The sequence below is a fragment of the Fibrobacter sp. UWB7 genome (assembly GCF_900142945.1).
Taxonomy (GTDB): domain Bacteria; phylum Fibrobacterota; class Fibrobacteria; order Fibrobacterales; family Fibrobacteraceae; genus Fibrobacter.
Map to the genome: position 1 here is coordinate 382,073 of NZ_FRCO01000002.1, position 16,614 is coordinate 398,686.

A 16,614-nucleotide genomic window follows, 5' to 3' on the forward strand; every position below is an offset into this window, starting at 1 on the left:
CTTATATAAAGTGAACTTTTCAACTTACTTTAAAGTAAGTAAGGTTCAAAGGAGGCTATATGACGGTTTCAATTAAGGGATTTTCTCTTTTTGCGGGTTCCATCGCATTTTTGAGCACTCTTGCCTGTGCTGCAACGATAAACGTTGACATGGGCAAGGAATACCAGCGCATCAGCGGCTTTGGTGCAGCATCGGCATGGGCGGGTTCCATTACCGACAAAAACGCAGCCTTCCTTTGGGACTCCACTAGCGGCGCGGGGCTTACGCTGCATCGCATCCGCATTGCTCCGGACGGCTCCACCTCCGAAACAAGTATCGCAAAAAAGGCGAGTGAATACGGCGTCAAAGTCTGGGCCGCTCCATGGACATCCAAATACACCGTAAATTACGATGGCGACAAAAAGCATCTGGATTTCAATCATGCTCAAGACTGGGCGAACACTATCTTGAAGTTTACGCAAGACATGCGTAAAGCTGGAGTCAACCTGTACGCGATTTCGTCGCAAAATGAGCCTGACGGCACCGGCGATAACCACTACGAACCCGATGAATTGGCTCGTTGGGTAGGCGACTATCTTGGTCCCACCCTCGATACCACGGGCATCAAAATCATAGGCACCGAAGCCATCAACTGGTACGGATTCCCCAATTACAAAAAAGCATTCTTCAACAATCCGGCGGCCCTGAAATACACGGACATTTTTGGAACGCACGAATATGGCGGAGATCCCGCCGCTTATCCCGAAATCCATGAAGCCGGCAAGGAATTCTGGGAAACCGAAGTCTACGATCTCGGAAGCAATAAGGAAGACGTTGGCATGGGAAGCGCTCTCCGCGTTGCAAACATGATCCACGACGCCCTTACTATTTCGAACATGAACGCTTGGCATTTCTGGTGGATTTATTCCTGCAGCGAACCCAGCTGCGGTAATGGAGCCCTTTGGCCGCAAGGACAAGGCAACCCCGATAACGTGGAGCCTACCAAGCGACTCTGGGTCATGGGAAACTACAGCCGCTTTGCACGCCCCGGCGCGAGGAGAATCGATGCTACCAAGAATCCCGAAAGAGATGTAAAGGTCACCGCCTACCGCGACTCCCTCAAGACGAAAATCGCAGTCGTCATTCTCAATTCCAAGAACGAGGAATTCAAGGCTGACTTTGACTTCGGAAACACAAAGATTGGAAGCTTCAAGCCCTACGTCACCGACAACAATAACAACCTCAAGGAAGGAAGCGAAGTCAAGGTCGATGGCACAAAATGCAGCTACAGCGCCCCAGCCCGCAGCGCAACGACAGTCGAATTCATTCTATGGCAAGAGCCAAAGGTGGAACCGCCCAAAGATTCTACAGACGCCATAGCCTTCAGGATACGTTCTGTACAAAAAAATCAAAGTTCATATAAAGTATTTAGCCCGATTGGTACGTTTATCGGCGAATTCCAAGCGGAACACATCGGTGAACTCCGCAACGCCATGACAAGCGCAGGCTTAAGCCGCGGCATTTACATGGTCAAATGCGGCAATGCCCAAACGCAACGAATGGTGTTGAGATAAGCAAATGGTCGCCCCGCAAGGGACGACGTTTCAATTTCGCTGAGATGGATGAAAAAATGGTGCGATGAAAAGAATTATATTTACTTTGCAACTAGTGGCTCATTACTATTTAAAGGAATAGACTATGCTCAAACCCGCAAATAAGGAAGAACTGAAGAAAATCATCGAGAACCGCATTCAGACTGAGGGGCCCGAGTGCAACTTGAACGACATTGATGTTTCGGGCATCACCGACATGAGCGAATTGTTCAAAGAAAGCAAATTCAATGGAGACATCAGCAAGTGGAACGTGTCCAATGTGACCGATATGAGTAGGATGTTTCGTGAAAACAACTTCAAAGGCGACATCAGTCAGTGGAACGTTTCCAATGTGACCGATATGGGCGGAATGTTCCTTGACAGCCAATTCAACGGCGACATCAGCAAGTGGAATGTATCCAATGTGACCGACATGACCGGGATGTTCTCCGGTAGCCAGTTCAATGGTGATATCAGCAAGTGGAACGTGTCCAATGTGACTAAAATGAGCGGGATTTTCTTCGGTAGCCCGTTCAATGGTGATATCAGCAAGTGGAACGTGTCCAATGTGACCGATATGAGTTGTATGTTCTGGGATTGCAAATTCGACGGTGACATCAGTAGGTGGGATGTATCTAATGTGACCGACATGAGTAGTATGTTCTCCAAAAGCGCATTTAACGGCGACATAAGTAGGTGGAATGTGTCCAAAGTAACCAAAATGAGCTGCATGTTTTGGAATAGCTATTTCAATGGAGACTTAAGCAGGTGGAATGTGTCCAAAGCAATCGGAATGAGCGGGATGTTCCTCGGTACCCCGTTCAATGGTGATATCAGCAAGTGGGATGTGTCCAATGTGACCGATATGAGCGGAATGTTCGAAGGAAGTGCGTTCAATAGTGATATCAGCAAGTGGAATGTGTCCAATGTGACCGATATGAGCGAGATGTTTTTCCGTAGTGATTTCAATGGAGACATCATCAGCAATTGGAAAATACGCCTTGACTGCGACACCTCGAACATGTTCGGTTAAAAAATTCATAAATAAAAACGCCCAGCTTTTGCAGGGCACCCCTTCTTAACTTTCAAAGCCTTGATGCGGATCTGCACAAGGCTTTTTTTGCAATTTTTTCACAAAAGCCCTTAAATGTCATAATATGACATTCTGTGAAATTATATTTGAATTAACGGAATTTCCGCAGGAGACCAGGTCGTGAAAAAAATAATTACGTCTATTGTAATAGTGCTGATTACATGCATATATGCATTTTGGCTGTTTAATTTAATCAAGCATGACCAGGAAGAGACAAAAAGCAACCTACGGAAGACGAGGGAACTGCTGTTCAAAACGCAGGAGCAGAAGAGCGCCCTGCATGACCAGAAGCTTATCCTGCAGGAACAATTAGAATTGTCACAGGAACGGTCAAAAAATTTGGACTCCATGCTTCGACAGTTCTTACTTGAGGATTCGCTGAGAGACGAATTCCAAAACAGCCTATACGCACACGAGGCTCTCGCGGAAAACAACGACATTGAACACTTCACAGTCTCCATAGACACGGTGCAAAGGCCTTTCAGTGAAGTTTACGCTCATTGGACGCTCCCCGCCAAGGGTATAAGCAAAACAGCCCGAAACAGGATAATCCGCACGCTTCTAGGTGACAAGGTTCAAAAGACCGATTTGACATTAGATAAGTCGCACATGCAGGCGATTTTAAAAAGATTCGCCGATGACGTGCGCAAAGACCAAATCCATAGATGTATGTATCCTTCAGATACCACCACAAATATTCAAGTTTTAGAACAACGCTATAGCTATGACACCATACCTATGAAATTGGTTGACAGCATTGCCCCCATATACGAAACGAAATCCTGGGCGACCTACCTGCAATACGAAAGGGAAGACAAAGACTGTGAAGCCGTCCATTGGAGCAGAAACAGCTACATGACATTCTCCAAGCAAGACGGTTCCGTAGTAGACAGTTCCATTTTCTTGCCAGGGTCGCAAAACCTCCTGGTCGCCCTTATCCGAAAAAATGCGGCCGATCACGCCATTATAGACGAAATCAACCAAGAAATCCAGCCAAGGCTCGCCTTATTCTTGAAAGACGGTATCGGATTCAAATACTTCTATATCGGCATTACTGATTTCGACACGAAAGACGGCTTGGTTGTGGTGCCTTACAGCCAGATTCTTCCGCTAATCCGTAAGGATGTGCTGAAAAAATTCGGCTTCGAAAAATATTAAAGCGTCATAATGTTTTCAAATAAAGAGAGCGGACTTGCTTTACATTGGCGCGACAGCCTACGATAATTATACAGAGAATACAACCAACTGAGGCAACCAATGTTTGACTTCATCAGTAACATCCTAGAACGCATATCGTATTTCTTCACGCAGGTGGTCTTGCTCATCATCATCGTTCTTGCTGTCGTCTTGCTTGTCCTCGCAACTAACAGGCACAACAAGAACCCTTATGTGGATCACTCTCAAGAAATCCAGAAACAGAAAATCGAGGCTGAACGAGACGCACAATACAAGGAAGCTTTGCAACGCCTCTATGACGAACAATACGGAAAGTGAACAATCAACAACGGAGCCGTCACCATGGGATGTCTTGTCAACCTTATCAAAATCATTCTCGGCTTAATCATGATTGCCATCATGCTCATCGTTGGTTATAAGCTCATCTTTGACCCGTATAGACCCGAATCACCTAACAGCAGCTGGTCCCATAGACCTGTAGCAGAACAGACATATTCGAATCCCGAGCGTAGGGAACCCAAGACCCAGGAAGAAAACTATGACTTCCGAACCAATGTCCCTGTCCAAGTGGGTGAAAACCATGACTACATCATGGAGAACACCATCCAGAAGAGCTATGTCGTCATGGAGCTTACACCCGCCCTTGAACGTGGTCTCGTGTATGTCATCAAAGTGTTCAAAAGCCAGTTCGGAGAGGACTTCGCCCCGACCATTATATCCGCCCATGACTCCTTCGATAGACATGACAAGTGGTCCCATCATAAAACAGGTCGAGCTGTCGATATCAGCCTCGTGGACCTACCATACTACAAGAGAAGACGAGTCGTGAAAATCCTCGAAGGAACCCTACCCAAAGGCTACAAGGTAAGGTGGGAAAGCCAGTATACATCCCGAGAATATCTCCACTTCCAATCTCGACATTAATCCAAACATCTTATAGGGGCTTTTATTAGCCGAAGGAAAAATATGGCAGTTTTTGAAACTCTTTTTATCATGGCAGGGATTCTCGTGGGCCTTACGTCGCGGGGAGGAATGTACCTATTCCTGCTTCCGCTTGCCGTAGTGGCGTTCGTGCTCGCTATTATGAACAGGCCGAGTCCAACGGGTTCCAAGGCAAAAAAAATCGCAAGCTCGTTTTTATCGGCAGCATACCTTATCGCGGTAATTGTCTGCCCACTTATTTTTTTCAAAAGCAGTTCCAAAGAATCGGAAGAAGCCCCCAAAACGGAACCGACCATTGCATTGCAGGCTCCGGATGATCTGGAGCGGATCAAAGCGGAGATTGCCTTACATGACGACGAATTGATTGAGTGCGCCCCCACAAAAATGAAGGGCTGTTTGCAATTTACCAATTATGGAACGGAACGCGACAGCAACAGGTTTTACACGGTTTCCTTGCATTGGGTGCTGCCGAGGTTCCAGGTTTATCCTAAACGAGTCCACCGGAAAATCATCAAGGGGCTGTTGGGCGATGACTTGACCGATGCCGACACGTTCCTTGATTCTGAACATTTAGGAGAAATTCATAAAAGAGCCCTTTACCGTCAGGCGGAAGAATACATGAGGAACATTGAGTCCGAACTCAGGAATTATCCCAATGACTGGTACTATGACAGCGCCCATACGCAAGTTGCCGCCACCCTCCATTACGAACGCCAGGACAGTATAGATGTCGCATTCGATTCACTGCTGTGGACGACTTATTATATTTCGAACGCCGGGTACGAAGCCGGTGCTGCCGGAGGATACTTTTACGAGTATCATCGAACTTTCTCGAAGAAAGACGGGTCGTTGGTTGATTCCACTATTTTCAATCCAAATGAAAAGAAAGCGATTGTATCGCTTCTTCGCAAATATGCGGAAAAATACGATGCCAGGGCCGAAGCCATCGGCATGGATTTCCAGCTAGAGCCTTCTTTTTTGAAGGACGGTATCGGTTTTGACGGTTTGTCGTTCGACATCGGCTGGCATACCCACGGTAGCGTGATGATTGTGGTACCTTACAAGGAAATTCTGCCCTATATGGAAGCCTGGGCTCGCCAAAAATTCGGTTTTAATGAAGGTGGAGAGCCATAGCCGGGTAGTTTTGATTCGTTAAATTTTAGAATTTTTCGTTAAAAATGCGATTTTTTCGTTAAAACCGTCACAAATTATGTAAACTTGGTCTTTTTCTCGATAAAAAAGTGAGAAAAAGACCAGTTTGGCGAGACTGAGTCTCGCAAATTACAGAAAGCGAATATAGGGACTCCTTGAAACCTTATCGCCCAAAATATACATTTTCGGCGTGAAATCACAAGTTTGGAGTGGCTTGGCTTTCCCACACATATATTTGCGGTCAGGTTATATTCTATGGGTGATAGCCAGCGCTTGCGTCTAGTTATTTCTTGAATAAGTCGGAATGCGAACCAGTATCAACCAGTTCAAGAACAAGAATGTTCTCTTCAATTCTGTAAATTAGTAGCCAATCAGGTTCAATATGCAATTCCCTGTGGTTGACCCAATTTCCTGATAGGGTATGATCGCGCAATGCCGGGTCAAGAGGTTCGCCCTTCGCTAATTTTTCGATAACATTTTTGAGTTTTAGAGTGTCTTTACCACGTTTGGCGGCGAGCTTTGCTGCTTTCTTGAACTTCGTTGTCGCCCGAATCTGATACTTGTATTTTTCTTCACTCATATTCCCAGCTCGTCCCAAAGTTCTTGCGGAGTCGAATATGTTTTGGCATTCGGGTCGTGAGCGAGTTTTTCTCCCTCATCGATAGCAGCAAGAAGCTCCTTGGAAGGAGGTCGGGTAACAGCAAAAGGAAGTCCGTGATGTAACAGTGACTGTTTCAGGAAAACAGTGAAGGCTTGCGATAGGGTTAGTCCCAAATCGTTAAATAATTCGGTAGCCTCTTTTTTCAGCTCGCGGTCCAATCGGATATTTGTTACTACGGTACTCATATTAACAAATATACTACATTTGCTTTCAAATAGCAAGTATTTGCAGCTTGCTTGTCGGCTTTTTGCCAGTCTGTTCATGTTTACCTCCGGTCGCCTACATGCGAAAAAGGCGACTGTTTTAACGTTTTTCACAAATATAAACTCCTGCGATGTCAGAATGTGACAATTAAAACTATTTCTGAATTTAATCGAGTTATCTTTTTTCGCATGATTGAATCCAATGCACTTTCGCTGATTCAACTATTGCATTTTTTTGCAACAGTTAAAAACGAGTTGGTGCGAGTAGCAAAATCAGTTGTTGCATCTATTGCAACAACTCAAAATGGGTGAGATAGTAGTTAGATAGTGAATATCGCAGGAAACTAAGCTCTATTGACAGAAGTTTCTAGGGGAATATATTTTTAGCTATATGATGTATCCTTTTATGACATTGGACGACAATGCTGAAATTGTCCATTTTGAAATGGGCAAGGATGGTCGTGCCGATTCTCAGAAAGGTGGGTTTAGCAAAGCCGCTCAAAAAGTTGAAAACGGCATGGATGATCTATGGAATTTTGGCAAGTGGGACGATGAAAAGAATGAAGAAATACTAAAAGAGCATCTGCGGACGACTTACAAGAGGAAAATGTTCTAAAATGTGAGACGGAGGATCGCAAATTACGGAAAATGGGTGTTACCGCACATACATGTGCAGTTGGCTGTATTAGCCTTGCTGTGTATAGCTTTATGAATGCATGATCTTAAGTTATTAGAACATTTATAGAACAATTGGATTTTTACTCCATCCGCTTTCTTAACTTTTATAAGAAACTTCTACGAAAATGTTTTTATATTGTTGAGAGATAACCTATATTAGGAACTAATAGATGTCAAAAGCCCTTGATTTTTTTTGTAATGGAATTAGTGATGCTGAAAGCATTTTGACTATTTATGATTGTCATAATCAAAATAGTAATCAAATAAAGGAGTTTTATCCTGATGGCATGCCGAATATTGATGTGTTGAAAAGAGCCTGTGTCATAATGGCTTTTACGGCATTTGAATCTTTTTTTGAAAATCTAATTACGGAAATAAATAACAAACAGATTTATGATTTTTCGAATGAAAAACGAAATAAGATGTTAGAAAGATTCCATAATCCAACAAGTAAAAACATTGTTGAATTATATAAGTCTTGGTTTGGAATAGAAAATTGTTTGAAGACGATTTGCTTTGATGGAAGAAATGCTGAAGATATATGTGATCAACTAGATGAATATTTGAAAATCCGTGGACAAATTGTTCATGTTCAAAAGATAGATTCATCAAAAGAAGATGTTGCAAAAAAAGAGAATGTTATAAAGATTCTAAATTTCCTAAAAAAGTTTGCTGAAAGTTTTGATTGCTTCATAGACAGTGGTTCATGGATTGAAGAGGCAAGAAATTATATTGCTGAAAAATCGGTAACATGAGATCTAGGATGTTTTAGTAAAAAAGGACGCTTATAAAAGCGTCCTTTTCTAATAGGAGACTCCCGCTTTCGCGGAAAAGACAAATCATGCCTAAATCCTTCGACTTCGCGCTTTACGGGCGCGAGTTTATCCCGGACTTGTTCCGGGACTCAGGATGACACGTCGTGTCACTTCTTCACATGTCTGTGGTACTCTTGGAGGCTGCACACTTCGAATCTTCCGAAGTCGTGCTTGTCCATGAGGCCTTCGACGGTAGAGGTGAGGGCGGCAATCGTCGTCGTGATAGGAATGCCCGAGACAACGGCCTTGGAGCGCATCTGGATTTCGTCAACCATGGCTTCTGCGCCTGTTTCGGTGGTGTTCACGATCCACTGCACTTCCTTGTCGTGGATAAGGTCGAGCAGGTTCGGGCGGCCACGGGAGATGCGGAACACGGCGCGGGTCTTGATGCCTTCGTTGTAAAGCATCGTCGAGGTGCCGCGGGTGGCGTAAATCTGGTAGCCCATGTCTACGAGGCGCTTGATGAGCGGGACTGCCTTCTGCTTGTCTTCGTCCTTGAGCGAGACGAAGATGTTGCCTTGACTCGGAACCTTGTTGCCGGATGCTAGCTGGCTCTTGAGGTAGGCGAGGCCGCGGTCGCGATCGAGGCTCATGACTTCACCAGTGGACTTCATTTCCGGAGAAAGCGTGATGTCGACACCCGGGAACTTGACGAACGGGAACACGGCTTCCTTGACGCTCACGTAAGGTACGCGGACTTCTTCGGTAAAGCCAATCTGTTCGAGCGTTTCGCCGGTCATGCAGCGTGTTGCATAGCTTGCGAGCGGCACGCCGATGGACTTGGAAACGAACGGCACGGTGCGGGATGCACGCGGGTTCACTTCGATCATGTAGAGTTCGCCATCCTTGACAGCGAGCTGCATGTTCATGAGACCAACGACATGGAGTTCCTTGGCAAATTCCTTGGCGAATTCACGGACCTTGTCCTGAATTTCCTTGGAGAGAGTCATCGGCGGGATAACGCTAGCGGAGTCACCGGAGTGGATGCCTGCGGGTTCCACGTGTTCCATGATGGCGCCGATAACGGTGTGCTTGCCATCGCTGATGCAGTCCACATCGAGTTCGGTTGCGTCTTCGAGGAAGCGGTCGATGAGGATCGGCTTGCCTTCGCCAATGGCGGCAGCTTCTTCCACGAACTTGCGGAGGTATTTTTCCTTGTAGACAATCACCATGCCACGGCCACCGAGAACGAAGCTCGGACGCACGAGAACCGGGTAACCGATTTTCTCAACGATGGCGAGGGCTTCTTCGACGTTGTGGGCGATGCCGCTTTCGGCCTGCTTGATGCCAATCTTGGTGACGAGCTGCTTGAAGAAGTCGCGGTCTTCGGCGAGGTCGATGTCTTCGGGGCTTGTACCGATGACATTTGCACCTGCCTTCTTGAGACGCATGGCAAGGTTCAGCGGAGTCTGACCACCGAACTGAACAATCACGCCCGCGCACTTTTCGCGTTCGTAAATGCCCATCACGTCTTCGAGCGTCAGCGGTTCAAAGTAGAGCTTGTCCGAAGTATCGTAGTCGGTAGAAACCGTTTCGGGGTTGGAGTTCACCATGATGACTTCGAAGCCGTGCTTGCGGAGCGTAAATGCAGCGTGGCAGCAGCAGTAGTCAAATTCAATGCCCTGACCGATTCTGTTCGGACCGCCGCCGAGCACCATGATACGCTTCTTGCTTTGGTGACCCGGAATTTCGCGGACCGGTTCGGTATTGTCGGCGTAGCAGCTGTAGTAATACGGCGTGATGGCTTCGAATTCGCCGGCGCAAGTATCGACGGAGTAGTAGCTCGGGACGAGGCCGATCTGCTTACGCACTGCCATGACTTCTTCCGGAGTCTTGTGGAAGAGGTAACCGATCTGGATATCGCTGAAGCCGAATTCCTTGGCCTGGCGGAAGAGAGCCTTATCCTTGGCGAGGTTTTCGAGAGAACCTGCAGCGGTGATTTCGTCTTCGAAGCAGGCAAGTTCTTCGAGATGACGGAGGAAGTAGCGGTCAATCTTGGTGACTTCGTAAAGTTTTTCGATGTCCCAGCCGCGACGGAATGCTTCGTAGACCACGAAGATGCGTTCTGCGCTCGGGCGTGCAACTTCCTTGGCGAGTGTTTCGTCGTCGTATTCCTTGAACTTTTCGCACTTGGCGCAGGCTCCGAATCCACCGAATCCCGTTTCAAGAGAACGGAGAGCCTTCTGCATGGCCTGTTTGAAGTTCGTACCGATGGCCATGGCTTCGCCCACAGACTTCATCTGGGTGCCGAGCGTGGAATCTGCCTTCGGGAACTTTTCGAATGTAAAGCGCGGAACCTTCACGACAACGTAGTCGAGAGCCGGTTCAAAGCAGCTCGGGGTCGATTGCGTGATGTCGTTGCGGAGTTCGTCGAGCGTGTAACCCACGGCGAGAAGAGCTGCAATCTTTGCGATGGGGAAGCCCGTAGCCTTGGATGCTAGAGCGGAAGAACGGGACACACGCGGGTTCATTTCGATGATGATGCGGCGGCCGGTCTTGGGTTCGATAGCCCACTGCACGTTAGAACCACCGGTTTCCACGCCGATAGCTTCCATGACCTTCAAGGAGTCGTCACGCATGGCCTGGTAAGCGCGGTCATCAAGGCTCTGGATCGGAGCAACCGTGATGGAGTCACCCGTGTGAACACCCATCGGGTCGAGGTTTTCGATGGAGCACACGATAACGGCATTGCCCTTCTTATCGCGCATGACTTCCATTTCGAATTCTTTCCAGCCAAGCAGCGATTCTTCGATAAGCACTTCGTTGTTGAGCGAGGCGTCCAAGCCGCGGTTCACGATGGTTTCGAATTCTTCTTCGTTGTGGGCGATACCACCACCAGTACCACCAAGCGTAAAGCCCGGACGGATAATCAAGGGCCAGCTTCCGATGGTGTGGGCGATAGCGGTTGCTTCGCTCATGGAGTGTGCGGAACCGGAGCGGGGGAGGTCAAGCCCGATCTTGAGCATGGCTTCCTTGAACAAGTGACGGTCTTCGGCGCGCTGGATGGATTCGGCTTTAGCACCGATGAGTTCAACCTGGTAGCGGTCGAGAATGCCGCGTTCGTTGAGTTCCATGGCGAGGTTCAAGGCGGTCTGGCCACCGAGAGTCGGGAGCAATGCATCGGGGCGTTCGCGACGGATGATTTCGTGGAGAATATCGACGCTCAGCGGTTCGATGTAGGTGCGGTCGGCCATTTCCGGGTCGGTCATGATGGTTGCCGGATTGGAGTTCACGAGCACCACTTCGTAACCTTCACGACGGAGCACCTTGCAAGCCTGCACGCCGGAGTAGTCGAATTCGCAGCCCTGGCCAATCACAATCGGGCCAGAACCGATGAGCATAATCTTCTTGATGTCGGTACGCTTAGGCATTCTTGCCTCCCTTGAAATCTTCAATCATCTTCTTAAATTCTTCGAACAAGTACATGGAATCGTTCGGACCCGGGGCAGATTCCGGATGGTACTGCACACTGAATGCCGGGAACTTTTTGTGGCGGATGCCTTCGACCGTGTTGTCGTTCAGGTTGATGTGCGTGACTTCGACATCGGCGGGGAGAGACGTTTCGTCAATGGCGTAGTTGTGGTTCTGCGACGTGATTTCGACAGCGCCCGTCAAGAGATTCTTGACCGGATGGTTGCAGCCGTGGTGGCCGAACTTGAGCTTGGAAACCTTAGCACCGAGAGCAAGGCCGAGGAGCTGGTTACCCAGGCAAATACCCATGAGAGGAATCTTGCCGAGGAGCTGCTTGACCATGTTGTAAACCTGCGGGAGGCTGTTCGGGTCGGCAGGACCGTTGGAGAGGAACACGCCATCCGGCTTCTGTTCCATGATCTTTTCGTAGCTCGTGCCAATCGGCATGACCGTGATACGCATGTCCTGAGCGGCGAGGTTCCTCAAGATGTTCGTCTTGATGCCGAAATCGAGAGCGACGATGTGGTACTTGCCTTCGTTATTGAATTCGTAGCCGTTCGGATCCGATACCTTGCTCGCGTAGTCCTGACCGTCGAGGCCTTCCCAAGCCTTTGCCTTTGCGATAGCTTCGGCTTCGGTCATTTCCGTGTCTTCGACATGGAGGTAAGCCTTCTGGGCACCATGTTCGCGGAGGTGGAGCGTGAGGGCGCGAGTATCGACGCCTGCAATGCCAGCCTTCTTCTGGGCGAGCATGTAATCATGAAGCGATTCTTCGTTCAGTTCCTTGGAAACCCAGTCGAGGGAGTTCACGACAATGCCGTTCAAGAAAACCTGGCGGGATTCGGACTTTTCAAAGTTCGTAGCGTAAGCGCCAACTTCGGCCGTGGTGAAAACCACGAACTGACCAGCGTAAGACGGGTCGGTCAAAATCTGCTTGTAGCCAGCCATACCGGTATTGAACACGGCTTCGCCTACGGTGTCTTTCTTTTCGCCAAAGGCGTAACCGTGGAATACGGCTCCGTCAGCCAAGGCTATAAAAGCCTTGCGCTCGCGCTTTGCTTTCCATTGAAATTTTTCGTTCATGATTTACTCGTTGCTATAGTTAAAAGGCTGTGTATAAAAAGAAAGGCAAAAGCTAAATGCCTTTGCCTTAAAAATAAAACTCTTAAAAAAATGAATAGTCTTGTCAAAAACTGAAACCCAACCGACCTTTTTGTGGGCCGAAACTGCTTCCTTGAAGGCGAGTTCGAAGTCGACAAGTTCCATTCTTTTCATCGGGGGCTAATTATAGTAAATTGACAGGTTTACGACAATCCATTATTTAAGATTTTTTGCTTTTTAATTTTTCTCGTCTGCGGCTTTGAGGAGTCCGAGGAAGAGCGGTGCCGGGTGGATCAGCGAGGACTTCAGTTCAGGGTGGAACTGGCAGGCCATAAAGTAGGGGTGGTCCGTGAGTTCCATAATCTGCATAATGTCTTCGTTGGCAGCTTTTCCGGAGAAAACTAGCTTTTGCTGATTTGCACCGGTCGGATCGCCCTTTTCAATCTGAGCGACATACTGCGGGTTCACTTCGTAGCGGTGGCGGAAGCGTTCGCGGATGGCGGTAGAACCGTAAACCTGGGCGGCAAGGCTGTTTTCCTTGATGACGACATCGTGACCACCGAGGCGCATCGTCGCACCCAGATCCTTGATGTGTTCCTGGCCGGGGAGGAATGCAATGACCGGAACTTCGACGTGGTTCGTTTCGCTTTCCATTTCGACCGTACCTGCACCCTGCATACCGCAGACGTGGCGTGCAAATTCCACGACGGAGAGCTGCATGCCATAGCAGATGCCGAGGAACGGAATCTTGTTTTCGCGCACGTAGCGGATGACCTGAATTTTGCCTTCGATACCGCGGCTACCGAAACCACCCGGAACGATGACTGCGTCGATTCCTTTGAGAGCTGTTTCGACAGAAACGGTACCATTTTCAATTTTTTCCGTATCGACCCAGCGGATGTTGGCATGCAAATCCAAATGGGCGGAGGCATGTGTAATCGCTTCGACAACAGATGCGTAAGAATCTTCGAGGGCGAGGTACTTGCCGCAAATGGCAACGGTAAGCGTCTTGCGCGGATTTACAGAATTGCGCTTGAGAGCGTCCACGAGCTTGCTCCATTGATCAAGTTTCGGCGGGGCGTAAATGCCTAGCGTCTTGGAAAGAATCTCGGGAATGCCTTCGGCATCGTAAACGAGCGGGCATTCGTAAACGTGCTTCACGTCAATGCCAGAGATGATGTGGTCAGCGGGCAGGTTGCAGAACAAGCCGATTTTTGCCTTGAGGTGCGGCTTGATATATTCTTCGCAACGGCCGATGACGATTTCGGGGTAGATGCCGAGCTTGTTCAAGTCACGCACAGACATCTGCGTAGGCTTGGACTTCTGTTCGTTCACGCCAGACGGAATCGGGACATAGGTGAGGTGTACGAAAATGGCATTGTGGTCGCCGACTTCATGGCTCAACTGGCGGGCGGCTTCGATGTAGAACTGGTTTTCAAGGTCACCCACGGTACCGCCGATTTCAATCAACAGCACATCGGCTTTTTCCTGGTTTGCAATTCTGTAAAACTGTTCCTTGATAAGGTCAGTCACATGCGGGATGAACTGCACCGTATGGCCAAGATAGTCACCGCGACGTTCCTTCTCGAGGATCATCTTAAAGATGCGACCCATCGTGAGGCTCCAATCTTTCTTGGCGGTCACGTTCAAAAAGCGTTCATAGTGGCCGAAGTCCATGTCGCATTCGCCACCGTCATCCAAAACAAAAACTTCACCATGTTCGGTCGGGTTCATCGTGCCCGGATCTGTGTTGAGGTAACCATCACACTTGACCGGAACCACCTTCATTCTAGCAGAAAGCAGCGCCCCGATGGACGCTGCCGCTACCCCTTTGCCGAGTCCGGAGATGACGCCTCCGGTGACGATAATAAACTTAGTCTTTCCGTTGTATCTATGCTGTAATGCCATTTTAATTTTCCTAATTTACACAAATTGTAATTCTTTTTGTCGCTATAAGCAAAAGGCGTGCCAAAAGTGGAGATATGGCGATTTTTGCGAATTTTCCGATAACAGACGCAAACTCCACACGAAAATATTTTACACAAAATGTAAATTTTCAATTTTGTTTTACATTTTATGTAATTACAACTTACAAAAAAAGAGCGCGCATTTCTGCACGCCCATTTATAGATCCCGACACAAAGCAGGAATCTCTATGTCTTATTACTTCACAACCTTGTAGGTCTTATCGCCAACGATGACGAGGAAGTTGCCTCTGCTATTGATGCGGACTTCTTGCATGGCGGAGCTTGTCTTTGCAGACTTGAGCACGCGACCATTGAGATCCGTAACAGCGAACTTGGTGCCAACCACAGCGTTTTCAATAACGATGGCGCTATTGGTAGACCAAACTCTCACAGCGTTGTTCAACTTAATCTTGGACCCAATGGCGATGGTTTCCGGCTTTGCGCTAACCTTGTAAAGCTTGCAAGATTCGAAAGCGTAGAACGTGGTATCCTTTTCAATCTTCACGCCACAGTATTCGCTTGCTTCGACAGACTTTTCTTCGACGGTCGGCTTCGGCTTCCAAATCTTGAAGTTACCGCTCAAGTGGAGCATGGCGAGGTAGTGGACCAAGCCATCATAGTAGCGGTACTGACCGGTCATGAACTTCGTGTCCCAAGCGTTCTGGAGGTTCTTCTTGATCTTTTCTTCAGAATCAGCAGTGCTTCTCAAAGCGATGGCGGCAACGGCGTTTGCACCGGCTTCGCCCTGCGTGTACTGTTCTTGCGGATTGGAACCATCCCAGTTAAAGCGAGCGTGCTTGTAGCCGTCCTTTTCAAAGAAATTGATGATGCGATTTGCCATTTCAATTTCTCTGGTAGAGTCAGCACCGAACAGGTAATAGTCCATACCGAAGTTCATAGCGCAACGCATGGCGTCGTACATGTACTTGGTGGAATTGGAGTTGTAAGAATAGGACTGCGGCTGACCATTGAAGGAGCTATAGTCGGCAAACAAGCCAGAGCTCGAGTTAGAAGACTTGTAAAGGTGATCGCGTGCAGCGGTAACAGCCTTTTTCCACTTGTCAGTATCCTTTTCAGCCCAGCGGGAGAAGAGTTCCAAGTAGGCAGGCAAGTCATAAGACGGGTCAGAGAAATCGTTTCCGTTGCCGAGCGGCTGGAACACGATAATGTAGTTGCCCTGGTTAAAGAGCTTGTGGCTCGGGTTGTTCCACATCTTGTCCATAATGTACAGAGCATCCTTTCTGTACTGATCATCGTCCCAACGATTTGCTGCGAACAAGAGAGACATCATGAAATACATTTCACCATCGGGTGCGCAGTTGTCATCGCCGCCGCTGCCGCTATCGTTGCGCTGCCAGGCAAAGTAACCGTCCCAGTCACCACCCTTGTGCCACATGTGGTTCTTGGCCCATTTCCAGAGCTTGTCAAATTCTTCTTTGTGACCTGTCTGCACGGCAATCATCATGCCGTAAGACATACCTTCGGAGCGAACGTCGTTATTGTTGATGTCCTTGATGTAACCTTCGTTACCATTGTCGAAGAACACCTTGGAATTGTTGTCGCCCTTAAAATAGTGTTCCCACATCGCATCCATTTTTTCTTTGATTTCTGCGTCGGTCTTACCCAAGTAGGTCTTGAATGGGCTTTCGTAGTTGCCGGTGTAATATGCGCCGTTGAACTGGGAACCGTCTTTTTCGCAGTCCGGGCCATAGTAAGCGCCGTTTTCATCAAAGAAATTACCTGCGGTATCAGCTGCAGTTGCCATGGCGGCACTGAACAGCAAGGAAAGAGAGAATGCACAAAGTTTTGTTGATTTCATGACAACAATTATATTTTCATTTTGC

14 protein-coding genes are annotated in these 16,614 nt (G+C 48.0%); 8 read left to right on the forward strand and 6 right to left on the reverse strand.

Annotated elements, in window-relative coordinates; genetic code table 11:
- The first annotated feature begins 59 nt into the window (after window positions 1-59).
- From BUC30_RS07095 to BUC30_RS07120, 6 genes are all read left to right on the forward strand, one after another.
- Window positions 60-1,553: a glycoside hydrolase gene (locus BUC30_RS07095; RefSeq protein WP_073424196.1), complete on the forward strand. Its 1,494-nt coding sequence runs from the start codon at window positions 60-62 to the stop codon at window positions 1,551-1,553.
- Between the two features lie 124 nt (window positions 1,554-1,677).
- Window positions 1,678-2,604, forward strand: coding sequence for a BspA family leucine-rich repeat surface protein (locus BUC30_RS07100; protein ID WP_073424197.1), 927 nt, complete (start codon window positions 1,678-1,680; stop codon window positions 2,602-2,604).
- A 408-nt stretch (window positions 2,605-3,012) separates the two neighbouring features.
- A complete protein-coding gene (locus tag BUC30_RS07105) occupies window positions 3,013-3,822 on the forward strand; it encodes a hypothetical protein (protein ID WP_170861514.1) in 810 nt (269 codons plus the stop codon).
- A 99-nt stretch (window positions 3,823-3,921) separates the two neighbouring features.
- Complete coding sequence (locus BUC30_RS07110) at window positions 3,922-4,158, forward strand: hypothetical protein (protein ID WP_073424199.1); 237 nt, start codon at window positions 3,922-3,924, stop codon at window positions 4,156-4,158.
- A gap of 24 nt (window positions 4,159-4,182) precedes the next feature.
- Entirely contained in the window at window positions 4,183-4,764 is a 582-nt protein-coding gene (locus BUC30_RS07115) for a hypothetical protein (protein WP_073424200.1), read from the forward strand.
- 108 nt (window positions 4,765-4,872) lie between these two features.
- Complete coding sequence (locus BUC30_RS07120; RefSeq protein WP_244536536.1) at window positions 4,873-5,916, forward strand: hypothetical protein; 1,044 nt, start codon at window positions 4,873-4,875, stop codon at window positions 5,914-5,916.
- 301 nt (window positions 5,917-6,217) lie between these two features.
- Here the strand turns inward: BUC30_RS07120 and BUC30_RS07125 are convergent, their stop codons facing one another.
- Window positions 6,218-6,514, reverse strand: a complete 297-nt coding sequence (locus BUC30_RS07125; protein ID WP_073424202.1) for a type II toxin-antitoxin system YafQ family toxin — start codon at window positions 6,512-6,514, stop codon at window positions 6,218-6,220.
- Window positions 6,511-6,858, reverse strand: coding sequence for a type II toxin-antitoxin system RelB/DinJ family antitoxin (locus tag BUC30_RS15795; RefSeq protein ID WP_139260805.1), 348 nt, complete (start codon window positions 6,856-6,858; stop codon window positions 6,511-6,513). The genes BUC30_RS07125 and BUC30_RS15795 overlap by 4 nt, the downstream gene beginning before the upstream one ends.
- A gap of 346 nt (window positions 6,859-7,204) precedes the next feature.
- Here BUC30_RS15795 and BUC30_RS07135 point away from each other — a divergent pair, with 346 nt between their 5' ends.
- Both BUC30_RS07135 and BUC30_RS07140 read left to right on the forward strand, forming a co-directional pair.
- Window positions 7,205-7,414 (forward strand): hypothetical protein, encoded by a 210-nt coding sequence (locus BUC30_RS07135; RefSeq protein ID WP_170861515.1) that lies wholly within the window; start codon window positions 7,205-7,207, stop codon window positions 7,412-7,414.
- A gap of 232 nt (window positions 7,415-7,646) precedes the next feature.
- On the forward strand, window positions 7,647-8,231 hold the full coding sequence (locus tag BUC30_RS07140) for a HEPN domain-containing protein (RefSeq protein WP_073424204.1): 585 nt from the start codon (window positions 7,647-7,649) through the stop codon (window positions 8,229-8,231).
- Between the two features lie 167 nt (window positions 8,232-8,398).
- Here BUC30_RS07140 and carB read toward each other — a convergent pair whose 3' ends face one another.
- The 4 genes from carB to BUC30_RS07165 all read right to left on the reverse strand — a co-directional run bounded on the left by carB (window position 8,399) and on the right by BUC30_RS07165 (window position 16,589).
- Window positions 8,399-11,662 (reverse strand): carbamoyl-phosphate synthase large subunit, encoded by a 3,264-nt coding sequence (gene carB / locus BUC30_RS07145; RefSeq protein WP_073424205.1) that lies wholly within the window; start codon window positions 11,660-11,662, stop codon window positions 8,399-8,401.
- A complete protein-coding gene (carA, locus tag BUC30_RS07150) occupies window positions 11,655-12,785 on the reverse strand; it encodes a glutamine-hydrolyzing carbamoyl-phosphate synthase small subunit (protein WP_073424206.1) in 1,131 nt (376 codons plus the stop codon). The genes carB and carA overlap by 8 nt, the downstream gene beginning before the upstream one ends.
- A gap of 255 nt (window positions 12,786-13,040) precedes the next feature.
- A complete protein-coding gene (gene pyrG, locus BUC30_RS07160) occupies window positions 13,041-14,711 on the reverse strand; it encodes a glutamine hydrolyzing CTP synthase (RefSeq protein WP_073424208.1) in 1,671 nt (556 codons plus the stop codon).
- A gap of 255 nt (window positions 14,712-14,966) precedes the next feature.
- Window positions 14,967-16,589, reverse strand: a complete 1,623-nt coding sequence (locus BUC30_RS07165; protein WP_073424209.1) for a glycosyl hydrolase family 8 — start codon at window positions 16,587-16,589, stop codon at window positions 14,967-14,969.
- Window positions 16,590-16,614: the final 25 nt, after the last annotated feature.

Excerpts from the sequence above, each read along its gene's own strand:
- BUC30_RS07095 (WP_073424196.1), top strand. The coding sequence starts at position 60 with ATGACGGTTTCAATTAAGGGATTTTCTCTTTTTGCGGGTTCCATCGCA.
- BUC30_RS07100 (WP_073424197.1), top strand. The coding sequence starts at position 1,678 with ATGCTCAAACCCGCAAATAAGGAAGAACTGAAGAAAATCATCGAGAAC.
- BUC30_RS07105 (WP_170861514.1), top strand. The coding sequence starts at position 3,013 with ATGCTTCGACAGTTCTTACTTGAGGATTCGCTGAGAGACGAATTCCAA.
- BUC30_RS07110 (WP_073424199.1), top strand. The coding sequence starts at position 3,922 with ATGTTTGACTTCATCAGTAACATCCTAGAACGCATATCGTATTTCTTC.
- BUC30_RS07115 (WP_073424200.1), top strand. The coding sequence starts at position 4,183 with ATGGGATGTCTTGTCAACCTTATCAAAATCATTCTCGGCTTAATCATG.
- BUC30_RS07120 (WP_244536536.1), top strand. The coding sequence starts at position 4,873 with ATGTACCTATTCCTGCTTCCGCTTGCCGTAGTGGCGTTCGTGCTCGCT.
- BUC30_RS07125 (WP_073424202.1), bottom strand. The coding sequence starts at position 6,514 with ATGAGTGAAGAAAAATACAAGTATCAGATTCGGGCGACAACGAAGTTC.
- BUC30_RS15795 (WP_139260805.1), bottom strand. The coding sequence starts at position 6,858 with ATGAACAGACTGGCAAAAAGCCGACAAGCAAGCTGCAAATACTTGCTA.
- BUC30_RS07135 (WP_170861515.1), top strand. The coding sequence starts at position 7,205 with ATGACATTGGACGACAATGCTGAAATTGTCCATTTTGAAATGGGCAAG.
- BUC30_RS07140 (WP_073424204.1), top strand. The coding sequence starts at position 7,647 with ATGTCAAAAGCCCTTGATTTTTTTTGTAATGGAATTAGTGATGCTGAA.
- carB (WP_073424205.1), bottom strand. The coding sequence starts at position 11,662 with ATGCCTAAGCGTACCGACATCAAGAAGATTATGCTCATCGGTTCTGGC.
- carA (WP_073424206.1), bottom strand. The coding sequence starts at position 12,785 with ATGAACGAAAAATTTCAATGGAAAGCAAAGCGCGAGCGCAAGGCTTTT.
- pyrG (WP_073424208.1), bottom strand. The coding sequence starts at position 14,711 with ATGGCATTACAGCATAGATACAACGGAAAGACTAAGTTTATTATCGTC.
- BUC30_RS07165 (WP_073424209.1), bottom strand. The coding sequence starts at position 16,589 with ATGAAATCAACAAAACTTTGTGCATTCTCTCTTTCCTTGCTGTTCAGT.